Here is an 18,729-nt window from a genome sequence, read left to right on the forward strand (position 1 = left end):
ATTATGGTAGTAGAATATAATAGCAATGGCGAACTTACAATGGGAGGCACAAGTCTAAAAACGATAGCGCAAAGTTTTGGGACCCCTACTTTTGTATATGATGAAGTACAAATTAGAAACCAAATGAGACGTTATCATGAAGCGTTCAAACAAAGTGGATTAGCATACAATATTTCATATGCATCAAAAGCATTCACATGTTTACAAATGGTTAAATTAGTACAAGAAGAAGGACTTGAATTAGATGTAGTGTCTGAAGGAGAATTATATACAGCATTAGAAGCTGGTTTCGATCCAAAACATATTCATTTTCACGGTAACAACAAAACAAAACATGAAATTCAATATGCTTTAGAAAGCAAAGTTGGTTACATTGTTATTGATTCATTAGAGGAAATCGATCTGATTGAGCGATATGCAAGTGAAGAAATTGATGTTGTTTTAAGATTGAATCCTGGCGTTGAAGCCCATACGCATGAATTTATACAAACAGGCCAAGAAGATAGTAAATTTGGCTTATCAATTAAGCACGGCTTAGCTATTCAAGGTATTGAAAAAGTGCGAGATACTCAAAAATTAAACCTCAAAGGTGTTCATTTCCATGTTGGATCTCAAATTGAAGGCACAGAGGCTATGGTTGAAACTGCTAATATTGTGATTAATTGGTTGAAAGCAAATGATATCAAAGTTGATTTAATTAACTTAGGCGGTGGCTTTAGCATTAAATATGTTGAGGGTGATGTAAGTTTCCCTATCGAAGAAGGCATCGCAGAGATTACTGCTGCTATTAAATCAATTGCCGAAGATGCAGATTATCCGGTACCAGAGATTGGTATCGAACCAGGTCGTTCAATTGTTGGTGAAGCAGGTATTACTTTATATGAAGTTGGAACAATCAAGGAAATTCCTCAGGTCAATAAGTATGTTTCCATTGATGGTGGTATGAGCGACCATATTAGAACAGCGCTTTATGATGCAAAATACGAGGCCTTATTAGTTAATAGAAATGATCCTAAAGACGAAACAGTAACAATCGCTGGTAAGTTATGTGAATCTGGCGATATTATCATAAAAGATGCCCAATTACCAAGCACAGTGAAGCGTGGAGATTATCTAGCGATACTTTCAACTGGTGCATACCATTATTCTATGGCATCTAATTATAATCAAATGCAGAAACCGTCTGTGTTTTTCTTAAAAGATGGTAAAGCAAGAGAAGTTATTAAACGTCAATCATTACGTCAATTAATTATCAATGATACTAAATAATCCAAAGGTGGCTGTGTCTCTGAAAAGGAGTTCAGTCACCTTTTATTGTCCTATAGTGTAGATACATGCATTAAGATATTAGATAAAGTATATAGTGGTATACATGCAGTTTCGCATGCATTAAGAGCCCCTAATCTCATAAAGAGATAAGGGATAAAGTGGTATACATGCGGTTTCGCATGCATTAAGAGCCCCTAATCTCATAAAGAGATAAGGGGCTCTATAAAAAAAAGAACCTTTAACAAGGTTCTTTAGATAAGTCAATATTGCATCTATATTATAGTTTTACAACGTTTGCAGCTTGAGGACCGCGGTCGCCTTCAACTACTTCAAATTCAACTGATTGACCTTCTTCTAATGATTTATAACCTTCTTGGTTAATTGCTGAGAAGTGTACGAATACGTCGTTTTCTCCTTCAACTTCGATAAAACCAAAACCTTTTTCAGCGTTAAACCATTTTACTGTACCTTGTTTCATAAATGTGAAACCTCCAAGACTAATATTCATTCAATATGCGTTATTCGCATATTACAAAAAATACAATGACACAGTATTATAAAAAATTACTCGTACAATATTCTTTGCAATATGGAATAAAACAATTGCTTGACTAATATTATAAAGCATTTTTTAGTAAATTGCAAGACTAATATGAATAAACTGTTTATTCAATATTAGGTAAATTATAATAAACTTCATTATTATTTAAAACAATATAACTATAGAATATTTGTAAATCTTCATCACAATCTTCACAAAATCCTAATTCACAATTATTATAAAATGCATGTATATTGTATTTGCCGACTAAGTAATTATCATAGTGGCGTTTACTTTTTAAAATTAAAGCATTATAAAAAGCCATCATTGCTTCATAAGTCTCGAAATTATGCTGTTCCACGATTTGATCAGTCCAGTCACTAAATAACCACCAGCCTTCATAATCAGCTCGAATTTTTGCAACTGTCCACATTTTATTTCACCCTTTCACAATTAGTCTAAAATGAATTTTTGGTATTATAATGCATACCTTTTAGACTTATAGTGCAAATTGGATATACATATGTATGTTGTATGATACATTCACTCTAAATAAAAATCCCCCATGTTTATAAATAGAATATGAATAAGACTAAATATAGAATTCATTATTTAAATTCAGAGACGTACAATTTTTGCCTATGTGTAATATTCTAACGAGTTAAGCGACAAAATCAAGTTATCTGTCTCATACTTTTGGCCTATATACAACTGGATTATAAACGTAAATATTAGTTTTGTAGAGTGAAATTTCGTATAATGTTATTAAGAGGTGATTTTATGCAACGTAAACATATTAAAGTATTTGGAATGGTACAAGGCGTAGGTTTTCGTTATTATACAGAAAAAATAGCACAAAAACACAATATAGTTGGTACTGTTGAAAATATTGATAATTATGTTGATATTTATGCTCAAGGTAATGAGCCATCCTTAACTGAATTTATTAACGCTGTTACAGAAGGTGCCTCTCCAGCATCACATGTTGAAGATTACACAATAGAAGCATTAGATTATGATCAATCATTGAAAAAATTTAGAACGATATAAAGGAAGATGAATTTTGAGATATAATATTTCTCGTATTTTTGGGACAATTATTGCTTTACCAGCAGCAGTTATTGCTTGGTTTGCTAGTATCTTTGCATTAGATATATATTTTATTTTCGATGTGTTAGTAGCTGCTGCAACATTTATTGTATTTTACTTTCCTACCCAACGTTTAACTTCTAGAAAGTATCTAAGAGAAATTGGTTTGTCTCGTCGAGATTATCATTTTGTAAATGGTCAATTAAATAATGCTCAGGATAAAATTAGAAGAATATTTAAAACATTTGTGAATGTTAGATCGATTAAAGATTTTAAACAAGTCAACGAGATATATCGTTTATCCCGTGCAATATATTTTGCTGTTAAACAGCGACCAGGGTCATTTTTCAAGGTGGAGAGTTTCTTTTACTCTCATATAGATAATGCTTTAAATTTAATTGAAGCTTATACGAGATTATCTAAATCACCTAAAAAATCTAAAGAAGAAAAACAAAAATTAGAACAAACGCGCATCACATTAGATGAAGTGAAACGAACTTTGGTTGCTGATTTAAGAAGGATTAATGACGAAGATTATAGCCAGCTAGATATTGAAATGGAATTGAATAAAATTGAGCAGAAACGCAACAAATAAATAGATAATTAAAGGCAGAATGGAGTGGAATTTTATGGCTAGAGAGCAAGACTCAATTAATTCGCATCCATTGGATAAGTATATTGATGAAAACTCAGCAAATGGGTCTGAAATTATAAAAAGTTCAAGTCAGTTTTCTCATGAAGATCAACAAAAAATTGATAAATTGAGCAAACAAATTAAACCAATGGATAATGATGGTTTGTTAAATTATGGTACCGAAGCGCAATCGAATATGTCACAATTCTCACACCGAATTTTAAATGAAGTCAAAACTACAGATGTGGGACCTGTAGGTGACTCATTAAACGGATTAATGAGTAAATTAAAATCGGTCAATCCAGAAGAATTAAATCCGGAAAACCAATCCAAGCTGAAGCGTATTTTTAAACGAACAAAGGCATCAGTTAATGAGATATTTTCAAAAATGCAATCTGTCGGTTCACAAATTGATCGTATCTCAATTGAACTAGATAAACATAAAAACAATTTAAAAAAAGATATAGATATGTTGGATGAATTGTATGATATGAATAAAGACTATTTTGATGAGTTATCATTATATATAGAAGCTGCTAAACACAAGCAATACGTTTTGCAACAAGATGAAATCCCTAAATTGAGAGAACAAGCGAAATCTACGGGAAATCAAATGGATGTGCAAGCTGCTTCTGATATGGAACAATTTGTTGATCGTTTAGATAAGCGTATTTATGATTTACAACTATCAAGACAAATTGCTATACAAACTGCCCCACAAATACGAATGATACAAAATGTGAATCAAGCACTTGCAGAAAAAATTCAAAGTTCAATATTAACGAGTATTCCATTATGGAAGAATCAAATGTCTATCGCACTGACATTAATGAGACAACGTAATGCGGTTTCTGCTCAAAAAGCAGTTACGGATACTACAAATGATTTATTACTAAAAAATTCCGAGCTGTTGAAACAAAATGCTCTAGCAACTGCTACTGAAAATGAGCGCGGAGTTGTGGATATTGAAACATTGAAAACAACGCAAAAAGATATCATTGAAACGATTGAACAAACGTTACAAATTCAAGAACAAGGCCGTACGAAACGTAAACAGGCTGAATCAGAATTAAATGAACTTGAAACAGAATTACAAAATCAATTGTTAGATATGAAAGAAAATAAATAATTAAGTATATAAAAACACGGAATTACTGTGATAAGTAATTCCGTGTTTTTTAGTGCTTATTATCTGAAGATCTTTCTTCTAAAATGTTATCTTTAGTATGATCTTGTTTATTTTCAGTAGTGATTTTTTGTTCAACAGCTAATTTATGCGCAATTTTTGGTGCTGTCCATATAGCCGGTAACATAATGATTGATATGGGAACGGCGGTGATGATGATAAATGATTGAATAGCGTTAATACTACCCTCACCAATATTTATCAAGATAATAGAAATAACACCCATAATGACTACCCAGAAGAGCCTAATCATTTTAGGTGGATCTCCCTCTCCAGTTACTGACATAGATATTGAGAATGACATCGTATCCGCAGTTGTGATTACGAAAATTAAAGTTAGTAATAATAATACAATGACCAGTGCAGTACCTAATGGTAGATGTGATGCGATTGATATAACTGCTGCTGGCAGTCCATTATCAGCTAATGGGTTACTAATCGACCCACTATCTTTAGTTTCGTAAAAGAGGCCACTACCACCAAGTATGGAGAACCATAAGTGCGACACAACAGCAGCTACTATAGAAACGAGTAAGAATATCTCTCTGATTGTACGCCCTTTTGAAACACGTGCAACTAACATGCCCATTAATGGCCCGTAACCAATAAACCAGCCGAAAAAGAATAACATCCATGCTCCAGCCCATTTGTCATCTCCTCTGAATGTACTAATTTCTAAAAAGTGAGTAAGATATACGCCGTAAGAAGAAATGAATGTATCAATAATAAAACGGCCAGGCCCTATTAATAAAATAAATACGGCAAGTGCTAAAGCAAGCCATACATTAAGTTTACTTAAAAACTGTATCCCTTTATCAATACCTGTCGTGGCAGAAATTGTAACAACGACCATTAAACCAACTACAGATAAAATTTGGGTGATAATATTATCTGGGATACCAAATATACTATGTAACCAATAACTAAATTGGAAACCAAAGAAGCCGATTGTGCCAATTGTACCTGCAACTGCACCTAAAATACAAAATACATCGATCATCCATCCAATTTTATTCTTTTCAATTTTACTTCCAAAGATTGGATACAACAGCGTACGTGGACGCATTTTCATGTTTTTATTGTAGTGTGCATACATAATAATAATGCCACTGACTGCACCATAAACTGCCCATGCTGTGAATCCCCAGGATGTAAAGCTTTGTGCCATGGCAGCCGGAATGGCTTGAGTACTGCTATTTTTAATATTTGGATCCATTGTTGGCGGTACATCTATAAAATAATACATTGGTTCCGCTGCTGCCCAAAAAATCGCACCAGCTCCTAAACCAGATGTTATTACAATAGCAGCCCATCTGAAATAACCCATTTCAGGTTTAGAGGCATTACCTAATCTTACGCGTCCGTATTTGGAAAAAGCTAAAAATGCTCCAACAGCAAAAGTAGCTAGCAGTAAAACTTGCCAAAAAGCACCAAAATATGTAATTGAAAGCTGAAATCCTTTTTGAACTAATGTTGATGTTGTCTTAGTGAATATTGATGACATCAGTACAAATAAGACAAGTATGCCCCCGCTTATTAAAAATACTGGCCAATCTAGTTTTTCTTTCCATTGAGAATATTTAATATTATTCGACTCCTCTATGTTACGTGTTTTCTTTTTCAAACGATTTACATTGCTTTAGACCAAAATGTTAAAAAGTTTAATTATGACGAAACACTTGAAGTAAAGAGTATAGCTTACTTTTGAAAAGTAATCAATTGGGCATTTAAAATAATTTGATTCTATAATTATAAAAATATTTAAAAATAGCTTTATAATAGTAAAAGAAGATTCCGAAAATAATTGGAATCTTCTTTGAAAATTTATATTTTGTTTTAGAGATGATTATAGTTATTCTTTTTCATACACAATCGGTTTTTGTTTTTTAACCATTGTCGCTACAATATATCCAATAATTGTAGTTACAATCGCGATTGGGAACCATTCTAATGAATATGATTTTAACGGTAAACTATCAATGAAGCTTAATTTTATCCAACCTTGTGTATGGATTACACTGAGGATTGATACAATAGAAACGATAGCGACTGGTATTTGTTGTGCAATGGGTTTTGTTGGTACAAAACGAGCTAATAAAATAAGTAGTACGGATGTAATCGCAATAGGATAAACAATACTCAATACAGGTACAGACATTGTAATGACAGAGTTTAAGCCTTGATTAGCTAAGATAAAACTAATTAATGTGAAAATAATTACGTAAATTTTGTATGAAATTCTTGGGAAAATTCTATGGAAATACTCTGATACTGCTACGACTAAACCACAAGCTGTAGTTAAACAAGCAAGAGCAACAATAATGCCTAATAAATATTTACCAAAAGTTCCAAATCCAACACTTGCCATTGTAGTTAATAAATAGGTACCGATATTTTGATCATTTGCAGTCAAACTCGCGATTTTTTCTTGAGAAACTGCCATATGATTGCCGATGTAGCCTAATGATATGTAAATAAACATAAGTGCTACGGCAGCAATAATACCAGCCATCAATGTTTGTTTGAATATTTTATTTGCATGTGTGACACCCGTTGCTTTTACTGCATTTACAACAATCATTGAAAAAGCAATCGCAGCAATCGCATCCATTGTTAAATATCCGTTCGTAAATCCTTGTGAAAAACCACTGAAGTTTGATGTGAAAGCATCAGTTGCTTGGCTATGTGAATTACTACCGTAATCAACGAATCCTTTAACAATCATTGCTAAGATAGTGATCAATAGTAACGGTGTTAATAATGATCCAATTCGATCAACCATTCTGCTAGGATTAATACATAAATATAAAACAATTAAGAAATAAATAACTGTGAAAATAAATAGTGCTAAATTACTATTCGTATTTGCTATTGGCGTAACTGTCATTTCGAATGAAGTAGATGCAGTACGTGGAATTGCAAATAGTGGTCCGATTGTAAGATATATAATAATTAAAAATATGATTGAAAATTTAGGTGAAATTTTATTTAATGAACCAATGTAACCTTGTTTATCCAATGCACCTACAATAACACCTAACAGAGGTAATCCAATACCTGTTAATGCAAATGCGAGTATGGATGGCCAGAAATATTGCCCACTGTCTAAGCCTAAGTTTGGTGGAAAAATGAGGTTCCCTGCACCAAAAAACATTGCAAATAGTGTGAAACCTATAATCCATGTATTTTTATTCATATGTCGTTCTCCTTCTAACCAATAAAATAATATTATCTATTCTATCATGTTTGATTAGATAACGTCTATATAAATTTCAGAATATTTAAAAATATAAAAGCCATTTATAACTATTTGTTTTATTAAAAAGACTTTAACAACAGTTTTTTTAATAATGGTGACAATTGTGCAGGTAAATTTTCAACACCTTCAACAAATAAAGCATATTGACCATAGATATTATGGATTGTTTGTTCAATGTCTTCTGTAATAGGTTCTTGACTAAGGAAAACATTAAACACTTCGATACCCATTTTACGAGACATCTCAACAGCTTCATAAGTATCTAAGATACCATCTTGACTATAATTATAGGCAGACGGTTCACCATCTGAAAATACAATTAAAAATCTTTGATTATGTGAGCGACGCATTAGACGCTCACTTCCAACTCTAATAGCGACACCGTCCCTATTATCATCTTGGGGTTCAAGCGCCATAATTCTTGGCCCATCTTTTTCTAATGTTGAATGATCATAAGAAATGATTTCATCAATAATATTTGGTTGGTTAGCATCGTCAGCATCAAAGGCATCTTCATTAAAGGCTAGAATCTCGTGTTTGACATTTAAAGATTTTAAGGTTTCATGAAAAAGGACAACCCCTTTGATTGTTTCTTCCATTTTATCTTGCATACTTGCTGAAGCATCAATAAGTAGCATGAAAGTAGCATCGAAAGATTGACTTAAGTCTTGTTTTTTATAGAATAATTTGTATTGGTCATCAATGAACCAATTTAATAAATTCTTTTGCAGTCTGCCTTTAGTTAAATTATGTCGCTCATCAACATGTTCTCTGTCTATGGTCTTCTGGATGATTTGTATTAAATCTTTTATTTCAAATTGAACATCTGATTCAACGTTTTTGTATGCTTGTACATATTGTGGTTCAATATCTGGTATATTCCATTTAATTTCAACTCGCTCATTGATGCCTTTTAATGCAAAAGCTTGATTATGTCCGACTGAACCGCCCTCATCGTCATCGATTTGATTATTGGTTAGGCCTTTCCCTTTTTTGGTTTGCATGTCAGTCATGTCATCGCTTGCATCACCTTCGCGTGCGTTATCATTGTCCCCCATGACTTCACTATTTTCACCTTCATGTAATTCCATTTCTAAATAGGCACCACCTTGAGAAGCACTATCTTGATGGTTAGATTCCATGTCTTCACTAACTGTATTGTCATCACTTTGCTCTTCTGATTTGCCATCTGAATTACTGGCATCAGTTCTTGTTAAGTCTTCGAATTTGAGTGCCTCAATCGCTTCGTATACTTTTTTAGGTAAGTGATAATACTCATTTAACATATCTTCTTTTAATATGTCATCAATTTGATACATGATTCTTTCTGCTAAATACATATTGTCTTCAGACGATTGATTATAGAAAAAATTATGCAAATACATATACATATTGTTTAAAATATCGTCAATATGTGGATGGATTTGAGGAATATCATAAAAATTTTCAGTTATAAAAGATGCTTCTAAATGTAAAAATAGTAAGTCAGTGAAAGTGGTTTTAGTTTTATATACTTTAATTTGTGTTTTCGTATAATTTAACCGTACCTCTTTACGCATTTGAATAGCGGGTTGAATCGATGGACGTTGTCTTGCAATGGCATTTAAAATACGTTGATCTTCAAGTAATTTGAATAGTTGCTGGAAAAATTTTGGATGTTGAAATGTTGTATTATGAATCACTTCATTAACGATTTGTTCATCCATCATTTGATAACCATAAGCAGCAAGCATGACATCGGTCTTCAATCCTGTAGTTTCTATTGCTGTATCTCTATGTGACCAAAATGAACTTGTAATTAGGGTATTGTTTATTGGATCATAATATGGAAATTTTTGTATTTTTACTTGTGTTTGATCATTTTTTAATAAAAGTCGGGCTAAATCTTGAAGCATCATGACTTGCTTAGCGTCTAATTGTTCATCATTAAATTTTATAAAACGATCACTCATGATTATCCCTCACTAAAAATTTAATTCTACTGCATTTAAAATAGCTTGTTGCTCACGTTCATCTTCTAGTTTGTCTATAATTGTACGTTGTATTGCACGTTCGATAGGCATAATCGTAGCTAAATCACTTAGATCTATTAATGCTCTTATACTTGCCGCTTCTTCAGAAATTTGACCTTGTTTTGTCATTGTACGCAAATCTTCATTGAATTTAATGATTTTTTGAATCATTATGTCATCACTGAGTTGGCTTTGTTGTTTGATTACATCACTCAAAATATCTCCATCAATATAATCTACTTGAATAACAACGAAACGGTTTTTTAATGCTTCATTCATTGGTAATGTACCAATATAACCTACGTTGATAGCTGCGATCACATTAAATCCAGGTGCTGCATTAACGACTTCACCTGTAAATGGATTAGTTAATTTTCTACGATAATCTAATACACCATTTAATATAGGTAACGTTTCGGGTTTGGCCATATTAATTTCATCTATATAAAGAATATGACCTTCCTTCATAGCTTTTATGACGGGCCCATCAATAAATACTATTTCTTGTGACCCATTTTCGTTTGTTTGTATTGTTTTAAACCCGAGAAGACTTTCTGCATCTAAATCAACGGAACAATTAATTTGGTGCATAGGTCTATTCATTGTCTCACTTAATGTTTCAGCTAATTTTGTTTTTCCTGATCCAGTCGGTCCTTTTAGTAATATATTTTTATTAAGTTGCATTAATGATTGCGCATCATTGAATACAGTTTCATCTCTATTAATATAATTGGTATTTGCCATCACTTTATAATCTCCTTTTTAAAATGGATAAAATAGTTAGTTTTTCAATCAATAAAAATAGACTGGGGCATGAATCGTTAATCGTTCGTTTGCCCTAGTCTTATTAGAAAAATATTATAAATACGCAAACAGTGTTCTGCGTACAGTGCTCAGTTTAAACTTCTTTAAAATAATCTTTATAATAACCACCGACAAGTCCAGAGTTATCTATAATTTGATAATATTCTTCAGTTTCATTGATAACATCATACTGCTTACCAATTGTTAACATATCAGAAACAGTAAATTTTTGTGCATCTGTATGTACGACTTCTACTTTCTTTATAGGTGTATTATTTTTCCAAGTTTCATGTAACATAATATATACCTCGCTTATTCTTTGATTTCTAATGTTAATATGAAAGTGATACCACTTTTTTCACTAATTCTAAGAGATTTTTCGCCATCTTGATCTAATGATTGATAAGGAATGCCTATAGATTCTAGTTGTTGTAATGCATTCTGGAACTGTGCCTTAGACTCTGTAGCGAATTCAATTTGTTCAACGATACCATGTTCAGGCATTTTAATCTCTTCGGAGGAAGCATATAAATGCAATTCTCCACCTAAACCACCTTCTCCTATACGAAATACTTGTACTTTATAATCCGCATCTGGATGTGGTGCATATTCAGCAAAGTGTGTTAAACCGAATACTTTATCTAAAATAGATTGAGTTAATAATAATTCATTGACCTTAAGTAAAACAGGACCTAACCCTTGAATTTGATGTAGTGGGTTAACAGTGCTATCAAATGTAGGCATACCTAAAGGTGCACCTATATTATGTTCATTTGAATAAATATTAAAAGACTGATTATTTTGATCTTGAAATTCAAAATACTTATGTCCATTCAAATCTGTTACTTCACTATGCTCAATATGATGCTGATCTAATATGGTTTTATACTCATCTAGACCTTCATCACTTGGAATTCTCAAACCAATATTTTCAATATGATTATCATCATTTTGATATTTTGGAATTTCTACAAAATGAATACGTGTCCCAGAAGTGAGTTCAGCGTCTCCAAAACGTAAAGCATTGCCTTTATCAGCAACATTTAATCCAAGTATGTCTTTAAATAAAGTCTTAGTTTTTTCTAAATTATCTGTCCCGGTTGTTACACTTCTTAGACCATTCATTATATTAACCCCTTTATTTATCACTTTTCAATTTATTATAACGTATTTTTAATGTGATTAATATGATGATGTTTGTTAGTAAAGAACGTTTTATGAATTTTTAAGATTATACATTGGACGTTTTTAAAAGATGTATTAATATAGATATATAACGTATTTAAAATTTTTAATGAAAGATTAAAAAATAGATGGAATATGATATATAGGAGGTAGAAATATGACTGGTGTATGGATTGTTTTTGCAATAACGGTACTTATTGCTGTTTATTCTGGCATCACTTTCTTTTCTAATTTAAATAGTAAAGCGAAACAAAAAAATGCCAACGCTAAAAGTGTTAAGAAGAATAATATATATGGCATAGTATTCTTGGTCTTTTTAATTATTGCCATTATAGAATTATTTGTATATATAGCGTAAATACTTAAATTTCATATTGTTAAATTAAGGCTTAGCTTTATGAAATTGATTAAGCATGAAAATAGCCCATCGATTACTTGTTTAAGTGAGCGATGGGCTATTTTCATTCTAGTATTTTTTTTTATATAAATATATTAAGGGGCAAAAAGCAATAAATTGGTAAGCAAATGAAATTAACACTAGTACAAGAAAGTTAAGGTCATATATTTGTATTGAATCCTCTGTTAAATAAGATAATAAATTATTGATCGGTGGTAGTATCCATAATATCCAATTTGTAAAAGGAAGGTTATTAACAATTATTATTTTGATTAATGACACAATAATGAAAAATACAGTAATCAGCCACCAGTAAGGTTTAAAAATAATATTTGTATTTGTTATGTAAGTACCTAACAAAATACCAAATCCCCCCATAAGTATGTGGATGATTAATCCTATGAAAAATAAATTGAGTGTCATTGATTTATCAAAATTACCAAGTAATATTGGATAAAATAGAGATATGATGTTTAGCGTAAATACTATAAGAAATATGTAAGTCATTTTAAAAATTAAATACTTGAGTTTTGAAGATAATTGAATATAAAATACATACCGTTCATTAATAGAATCAGTTTTGAAATTAGTTATAGTCAGCCAAGTTGAAATGATATAGAGGCCTACTGAAGTCGATCCATAACTAGATAAAATAGGAATGTCTGTGTATATATAAATACCAACGACCCAGATTAAATATAAAAATATAGGTGCAATGAATTGAAATGATTTAATAAATTTAATATTTTCATATTTTAAAAATGTTAGTAACATACTACTCGTCCTTCACTTCTAGTATTTTATAATTATGCTTGATTAAGTTATTCAAAATAATATTTGTATCATTTCTATCTATGTATATTTTTATTGAATTATTATTAATATTAATTTGATTATGTATTTTCTGAACTAATACTTGAGGAAAACTGATAGATGCATTTTTAGAAGTCAAAAATGTAATAGCTTTAAATTTAGGGTTTGTATTTATTGTCTTAAATTTGCCGTTATGCAAATTTAATTCATGTGTTGCAAATGATTGAACGATATTGCTTTCATGAGAAGTCAAAATAATTGTTTTTGTTTTTGACAGTTTTTTTAATAAAGAAATAAAGTTACTCTCTGTTTTTTTATCCAAGCCATTAAATGGTTCATCAAAAATAAGTATTTCTCCATTTGATAACAATGCTTGTATGATATTTATTTTTTGCAATGTCCCTTTTGAAATTTGGTTTAATTTATCTTTTTCAAATGAAGATAAATTAAATGATTTACTATAATATTTCCAATTATGGTCATAGTTATTATTTAAGTTTTGTATCGTTTCTAAAAATGTATGGACTTTTATTTTTAAATTATTTGGAAATTTATCAGGCGCATAGGCAATACGACCGTTAGTCTGAATCTTACCTTTTGTTGGTCGTATTAATTGTGCTATTAATTTTAATGTAACACTTTTTCCTATACCGTTGTCGCCCTTGATTAACGTAATGGAACCTTTTGGTATTTTAAAAGAAAGATTAGAAACAATATATTTATTATTAAGCTTTAAGGAAACATTTTTCGCATTGACTGCTACATTCAAACTTATCATTCCTTTTTATATTAATCTTTACTATATATCAATTGAACAACACCACTTTTAAATGTGTTTGTTTGTATGTGTGATAGATTAAGTTGTTTATGGATATTTTCAAAGAGTGGTTTACCTGTCCCTAGTACAACGGGATGGATGGATAGCCGATATTCATCTATGAGGTCGTGTTTAATAAATGACGTAATGAGCTCCGAACCACCATACAACCATATATCTTTTTGTTGTTGTGATTTGATGTCATTCACTGTTGTATACATGTCCTTAGGTTTAATAAATTGTGTTTGGTCATGGTTGAAACGTGTTTGGTTGGTAAATACATATTTATTTTTGCTATGAATTAATTGCCACATCAATTGATCATCGTTTTCTTGTTCATCATCAGGCGTATACGATCCCCATAAGTCATAGCTTTTACGACCATAAATGATAGCGTCAATTTGGTTTAAAAATGCAGTGAAATTCATCTCAGGCTCCATGATACACCAATCAATTTCTCCATTTGGTCCTTCAATAAAACCATCTAAAGTAACAGCTAAATCTAATATGATTTTGGAGTTGTTATTCATGTAAACACCCTCATTTCGATAAGATTATATCAAGTGTAATGGAAGTGCTGTTCAAATATCAATTAAAGTGTGTACATTTAATTGCAACGTTTTAAATATATTAAACCAACATCGATGAATAAAAAATGGTAGCATCGTCACTTAAGGACGATACTACCATAGAAAATTTTGAGGTATTAAATACTGTCGAATTGTACTGTTTTAAGTGATTCTGATGATTTCTGTATGGCATCAATCATAGCGATAGAAGTTAATGCATCCTTTGGATGAACGTAGTTATTACTATCATTATTGATGCAGTCATAAAAGGCATTAATTAATTTTCCGTGACTTGGCCCGTAATACGTTTTGTTACCGGTCATTTTTTCATCTTCAGCAATTTTTATCTTTTCGCCCGCTTCATTAACACGAGTAAGTATATTATCTTTGATTGTAAATTTTTCATTTTCAAAGATAATCTGTAATTCAACACTTGAATTTCCGAAATTCGCATTTGTAGCAAAGAACATACCATTTGCTTTGTTTTCAAACTTGATATGTGCAGAGGCAGTATCTTCCACTTCAATATCGTAGTCCAGTAACTGAGAAACAGTGCCTTTGATTGATGCAATTTTTCCACATAAAAGTTGCATTAAATCTAATGCATGAGTGGTTTTAGTGATTATTCTAATTTCTACAGAAGATTTAAAACATCTTATGGTTGTAGTTCAAGAAAATATTATCAGCAACATTTAACGTCATGATGCTTAAAAGCATTATGACGATATCTGTCACTTGTAATTAGAATGGTATTTATTGTGGTGATAAAAGACTAACAATTTAAGGAGATGTTATGAAAGCAAATGCATTACAGATCTCAGTTTCCGTAAATTAATGTAGAACAATGCTAAAAGCTACATAAATTAACAGGCATGACATAATAATATTAAATAGTAATTCATGTTTGGTAATCCATTCCTTTAAGAGCGTACCTATTGCAGCCCAACTTAAAGTACCTAGAAAGCCAATAAAAGCCAATAAAATTACTAAATTCAATTGCACTATCCAAGTGGAATAATTAGGTGTCACAAAAGTTGAGATAACTGTTAATGCATAAATTACACCTTTTGGATTAATAAATTGAAGTATCATTGCATATTTTATATTACTATATTTTTCATCAAAGGATTTTTTTGGCCCACCGATTGAACTTATTAATACTTTATAAGCTAAATATAAAAGATAAATAAAAGCAAAAATTTTCATGTATATTTCAATTTTAGGAAAAACTGTATTGAGTGATTCATTAAAAATGTTGGATAAACACAGTAAAGCTAAAAAACCAAATCCAACACCTAATGAAAAACGAAATGCTTTTTTAAAGGTTAAATTTTGCGAGAAAAACAAGGCCATAATATTGTTTGGACCTGGTGTAAAGCTTGCTACAACAGCATAAATCAGCATGTTGAGTAGTAACAACGTACTCCCCCCCTATCGTGAAAAACGTTATAAAGTTTTTAAATGCGTTATAGCGTTTTTACTTTAAAGTATACTTTATGTACGTTATATTGTAAATAGAGGTGTTTAAAGAATGAAAGAAATCAATGATATTATTGCTGAAAATTTAAAACTCTATAGAAAACAAAATGGATATTCACTGGAACATTTATCGTATCTTACTGAAGTAAGTAAAACGATGCTAGGACAAATTGAACGTAAAGAATCTATACCATCCATTACGACACTTTGGAAAATAGCTAATGGTCTAAAAGTGTCATTTACTGAGCTTACTCAAGAAAATGATGAAATCATTAGAAAGATCACTTTGAATGATATTCAACCTTTAGCATCAGAAGATAATAAATATCAAATTTATCCGTATTTTAAATTTGATATTGAGAAAAAATTCGAAAGCTATATGGTGCTTATTGAGCCTGGAGGGACTATGAGCGGCGAACCACATGGATCTGGCACTATGGAATACATAACCGTATTTGATGGCACATTGACGCTTACATTAGCAGATGAGCAATTTATCATTAAAGAAAATGAATCAATAAAGTTTAATGCGAATATGTTTCACAATTATGCTAATAACCATGATGCAACGATTCGTATAAATATGGTTATACATTATTAATAATAAAGGCATCGACACCACTAAAATGTGGAATCGATGCCTTTGTTTTATAGAATATAAAAATGTACTCTTAAGATTAATGATTCTCATATTGACGTGTTTATAATGCTGATATTTAATTTATTAAACGATTAAAAATCACTTCTTTTTCATATTCTCTTTTCCTAATATAAAATACGATAGTAATAAATCAACACCAACTATTATCAGACAAAGTACTATTCTCCCTACTAATGTTTCAGGCATCGGGAAAATATAAAACATTGTACACATAACTAATGCCATAATTATACCGAACCTCAATGAATTTTTAAGAGTTATAAAATCACCTCTTTTTTATTGATAACTCCAATTAGTACCTTGAAACACGTAATTACCAGCGGCATTTTTTACAGATTTCATATTTATATAAACACCCTTACTTGTGTCTAAGGCTGAACTAGCCATAGCACCTAGGAGACTATCAATAGATCCACCTAAAGGATCGCTTGTAGCCAAAGTTGCGAATAATAATTTTTTCAAAATCATTCCATCTTCTCTACTTAATTATTTATATCAAATATATTATATCATTTTATAATGTAAGCGATTTATTTTTTGCTAAGTGTTTGATTTTATTTCATAACTGTTGAAATATGCCTGTTTTTTGTCACAAAATACAAGCTAGTAAATCAAAGGACTCATAATTTAGGAGAGATTCCGTGTGTATTTCAAAAATGCATAAATACATAAAAAATACAACGACGTTAAACGCCGCTGTATTAGTGTTAGTAAACTATTTTGTGTTGTGGATTAAGATTCTAATAGTAAATCTTCTGGGTTTTCAATTAATTCTTTGATTGTTTTTAAGAATCCTACTGCTTCTTTACCATCGATAATTCTATGATCATAGCTTAATGCAATATACATCATTGGGCGATTTTCAATTGTATCTGCATCGATAGCAATTGGACGCGTAATAATTGAGTGCATACCTAGAATTGCAGCTTGGCTACCATTGATAATTGGTGTAGACATCATTGAACCAAAGATACCGCCGTTGGTAATCGTGAATGATCCATTAACCATGTCGTCTAAACCAAGTTTTTTGTCGCGTGCTTTCTTCGCTAAGTTGCCAATTTCATCTTCGATTTCAGCAAAGTTTTTCTTATCGCAATCTCTGACGAAAGGTACAAGTAAACCATCTTCTGTAGATACGGCAACTCCAATATCATAATATTGTTTAGTAATCATATCGTCACCATCAATTTCAGCATTGACTTCAGGGTATTTCTTCAATGCAGCAACTGCAGCTTTTGTGAAGAATGACATGAAACCAAGTTTAGTACCGTCGTGATCTTTAATAAATTGTTCTTTTTTACGTTTACGTAAATCCATAACATTTGTCATGTCAATTTCATTAAATGTAGTTAACATAGCTGTGTTATTAGAAACTTCTAATAATTTTTTCGCTGCTGTTTTCTTACGACGAGACATTTTTTCTCTGATTACAGGTTTTGATGGATTTTGTTGTGTTGGTTTTTTCGTTTCTTCTTTAGGAGCCGGTTGTGCTTGTTGTTGAGTGCTTGTTTGAGTTTGGCTTTGATCAACATGTTCTTTTCTAACTACATCATTTGAAGCTGCAGCTATTTCAGATAAATCAATACCTTTTTCGCGTGCGTATTTACGTGCAGATGGTGTTGCATTAACGCGTTGGTTATTATCTTGTGATTTATCATCTGTATCATTGCTAGTTGATTCAGCTGGTTGCGCTGATTTGTCGTCTGTAGATGTTTCAGTTTCTTGTTTAGGTGCTTCTTGTTTCGCAGGTGCTTCTGAAGTGTTATTACCACTGCCTTCACCTACAACTGCAATAGCTTGGCCTACTTCAACCGTATCGCCTTCATTTGCTAATAATTCTTGAAGTACACCAGCTTCTTCTGAAACGACTTCAACGTTAACTTTGTCCGTTTCTAATTCAACGATAGCTTCGCCTTTATCAACGCTATCACCGACTTGTTTTAACCATTCTGCAATGGTACCTTCTGTTATGGATTCTGCTAATTCTGGAACTTTTACCTCTGGCATGCTTAAC

General features: G+C 31.4%; 20 protein-coding genes. 6 read left to right on the forward strand and 14 right to left on the reverse strand.

What is annotated here, in order from left to right:
• The first annotated feature begins 3 nt into the window (after window positions 1-3).
• Window positions 4-1,269, forward strand: a complete 1,266-nt coding sequence (gene lysA / locus ACM595_RS02460; protein ID WP_069821983.1) for a diaminopimelate decarboxylase — start codon at window positions 4-6, stop codon at window positions 1,267-1,269.
• Between the two features lie 277 nt (window positions 1,270-1,546).
• Here lysA and cspA read toward each other — a convergent pair whose 3' ends face one another.
• Entirely contained in the window at window positions 1,547-1,747 is a 201-nt protein-coding gene (gene cspA, locus ACM595_RS02465; protein ID WP_001831260.1) for a cold shock protein CspA, read from the reverse strand.
• Window positions 1,748-1,934: 187 nt separating this feature from the next.
• Window positions 1,935-2,243, reverse strand: coding sequence for a regulatory protein MsaA (msaA, locus tag ACM595_RS02470; protein ID WP_002483318.1), 309 nt, complete (start codon window positions 2,241-2,243; stop codon window positions 1,935-1,937).
• 347 nt (window positions 2,244-2,590) lie between these two features.
• On the opposite strand from msaA, the gene ACM595_RS02475 reads away from it, so the two are divergent.
• The 3 genes from ACM595_RS02475 to ACM595_RS02485 are packed head-to-tail and all read left to right on the forward strand — an operon-like array spanning window position 2,591 to window position 4,662.
• Window positions 2,591-2,860 (forward strand): acylphosphatase, encoded by a 270-nt coding sequence (locus tag ACM595_RS02475; protein WP_037538434.1) that lies wholly within the window; start codon window positions 2,591-2,593, stop codon window positions 2,858-2,860.
• A 13-nt stretch (window positions 2,861-2,873) separates the two neighbouring features.
• Window positions 2,874-3,494, forward strand: a complete 621-nt coding sequence (locus ACM595_RS02480) for a 5-bromo-4-chloroindolyl phosphate hydrolysis family protein (RefSeq protein WP_002483316.1) — start codon at window positions 2,874-2,876, stop codon at window positions 3,492-3,494.
• Window positions 3,495-3,528: 34 nt separating this feature from the next.
• Window positions 3,529-4,662 carry a toxic anion resistance protein gene (locus tag ACM595_RS02485; protein ID WP_002483315.1) on the forward strand — a complete coding sequence of 378 codons (1,134 nt, stop codon included), beginning with the start codon at window positions 3,529-3,531 and terminating at the stop codon, window positions 4,660-4,662.
• Window positions 4,663-4,711: 49 nt separating this feature from the next.
• Here ACM595_RS02485 and ACM595_RS02490 read toward each other — a convergent pair whose 3' ends face one another.
• The 6 genes from ACM595_RS02490 to ACM595_RS02515 form a co-directional block, all read right to left on the reverse strand.
• Window positions 4,712-6,343 (reverse strand): BCCT family transporter, encoded by a 1,632-nt coding sequence (locus tag ACM595_RS02490; protein WP_041080689.1) that lies wholly within the window; start codon window positions 6,341-6,343, stop codon window positions 4,712-4,714.
• A gap of 228 nt (window positions 6,344-6,571) precedes the next feature.
• Entirely contained in the window at window positions 6,572-7,915 is a 1,344-nt protein-coding gene (gene brnQ3 / locus ACM595_RS02495; RefSeq protein WP_041080688.1) for a branched-chain amino acid-like transporter carrier protein BrnQ3, read from the reverse strand.
• Window positions 7,916-8,037: 122 nt separating this feature from the next.
• Window positions 8,038-9,930, reverse strand: coding sequence for a vWA domain-containing protein (locus ACM595_RS02500; RefSeq protein WP_002483312.1), 1,893 nt, complete (start codon window positions 9,928-9,930; stop codon window positions 8,038-8,040).
• Window positions 9,931-9,942: 12 nt separating this feature from the next.
• On the reverse strand, window positions 9,943-10,734 hold the full coding sequence (locus ACM595_RS02505; protein ID WP_002483311.1) for an ATP-binding protein: 792 nt from the start codon (window positions 10,732-10,734) through the stop codon (window positions 9,943-9,945).
• 154 nt (window positions 10,735-10,888) lie between these two features.
• Entirely contained in the window at window positions 10,889-11,092 is a 204-nt protein-coding gene (locus ACM595_RS02510; protein WP_002483310.1) for a DUF6501 family protein, read from the reverse strand.
• A 14-nt stretch (window positions 11,093-11,106) separates the two neighbouring features.
• Window positions 11,107-11,919 carry a lactoylglutathione lyase gene (locus tag ACM595_RS02515; protein WP_069821987.1) on the reverse strand — a complete coding sequence of 271 codons (813 nt, stop codon included), beginning with the start codon at window positions 11,917-11,919 and terminating at the stop codon, window positions 11,107-11,109.
• 217 nt (window positions 11,920-12,136) lie between these two features.
• Between ACM595_RS02515 and ACM595_RS02520 the strand changes: the two genes are divergently transcribed.
• Window positions 12,137-12,337, forward strand: coding sequence for a hypothetical protein (locus ACM595_RS02520; protein ID WP_002483308.1), 201 nt, complete (start codon window positions 12,137-12,139; stop codon window positions 12,335-12,337).
• 814 nt (window positions 12,338-13,151) lie between these two features.
• Here ACM595_RS02520 and ACM595_RS02525 read toward each other — a convergent pair.
• The 4 genes from ACM595_RS02525 to ACM595_RS02540 all read right to left on the reverse strand — a co-directional run bounded on the left by ACM595_RS02525 (window position 13,152) and on the right by ACM595_RS02540 (window position 15,994).
• Window positions 13,152-13,967: an ATP-binding cassette domain-containing protein gene (locus ACM595_RS02525; protein WP_081326474.1), complete on the reverse strand. Its 816-nt coding sequence runs from the start codon at window positions 13,965-13,967 to the stop codon at window positions 13,152-13,154.
• An 11-nt stretch (window positions 13,968-13,978) separates the two neighbouring features.
• Entirely contained in the window at window positions 13,979-14,536 is a 558-nt protein-coding gene (locus ACM595_RS02530) for a dihydrofolate reductase family protein (RefSeq protein ID WP_002483305.1), read from the reverse strand.
• Between the two features lie 176 nt (window positions 14,537-14,712).
• Entirely contained in the window at window positions 14,713-15,168 is a 456-nt protein-coding gene (locus tag ACM595_RS02535) for a Gfo/Idh/MocA family oxidoreductase (protein ID WP_232010341.1), read from the reverse strand.
• Window positions 15,169-15,406: 238 nt separating this feature from the next.
• On the reverse strand, window positions 15,407-15,994 hold the full coding sequence (locus tag ACM595_RS02540) for a LysE family translocator (protein WP_228160924.1): 588 nt from the start codon (window positions 15,992-15,994) through the stop codon (window positions 15,407-15,409).
• Between the two features lie 112 nt (window positions 15,995-16,106).
• Between ACM595_RS02540 and ACM595_RS02545 the strand changes: the two genes are divergently transcribed.
• Entirely contained in the window at window positions 16,107-16,655 is a 549-nt protein-coding gene (locus tag ACM595_RS02545; protein ID WP_002483302.1) for a helix-turn-helix domain-containing protein, read from the forward strand.
• A 336-nt stretch (window positions 16,656-16,991) separates the two neighbouring features.
• On the opposite strand, the gene ACM595_RS02550 is transcribed toward ACM595_RS02545, so the two are convergent.
• Window positions 16,992-17,153: a hypothetical protein gene (locus ACM595_RS02550; RefSeq protein ID WP_176720943.1), complete on the reverse strand. Its 162-nt coding sequence runs from the start codon at window positions 17,151-17,153 to the stop codon at window positions 16,992-16,994.
• A gap of 294 nt (window positions 17,154-17,447) precedes the next feature.
• Complete coding sequence (gene sucB, locus ACM595_RS02555) at window positions 17,448-18,722, reverse strand: dihydrolipoyllysine-residue succinyltransferase (RefSeq protein ID WP_069821988.1); 1,275 nt, start codon at window positions 18,720-18,722, stop codon at window positions 17,448-17,450.
• Window positions 18,723-18,729 lie beyond the last annotated feature (7 nt).

The organism is Staphylococcus sp. LKG3-1 (assembly GCF_048568385.1).
GTDB classification, from domain to species: Bacteria; Bacillota; Bacilli; order Staphylococcales; family Staphylococcaceae; genus Staphylococcus; species Staphylococcus saprophyticus.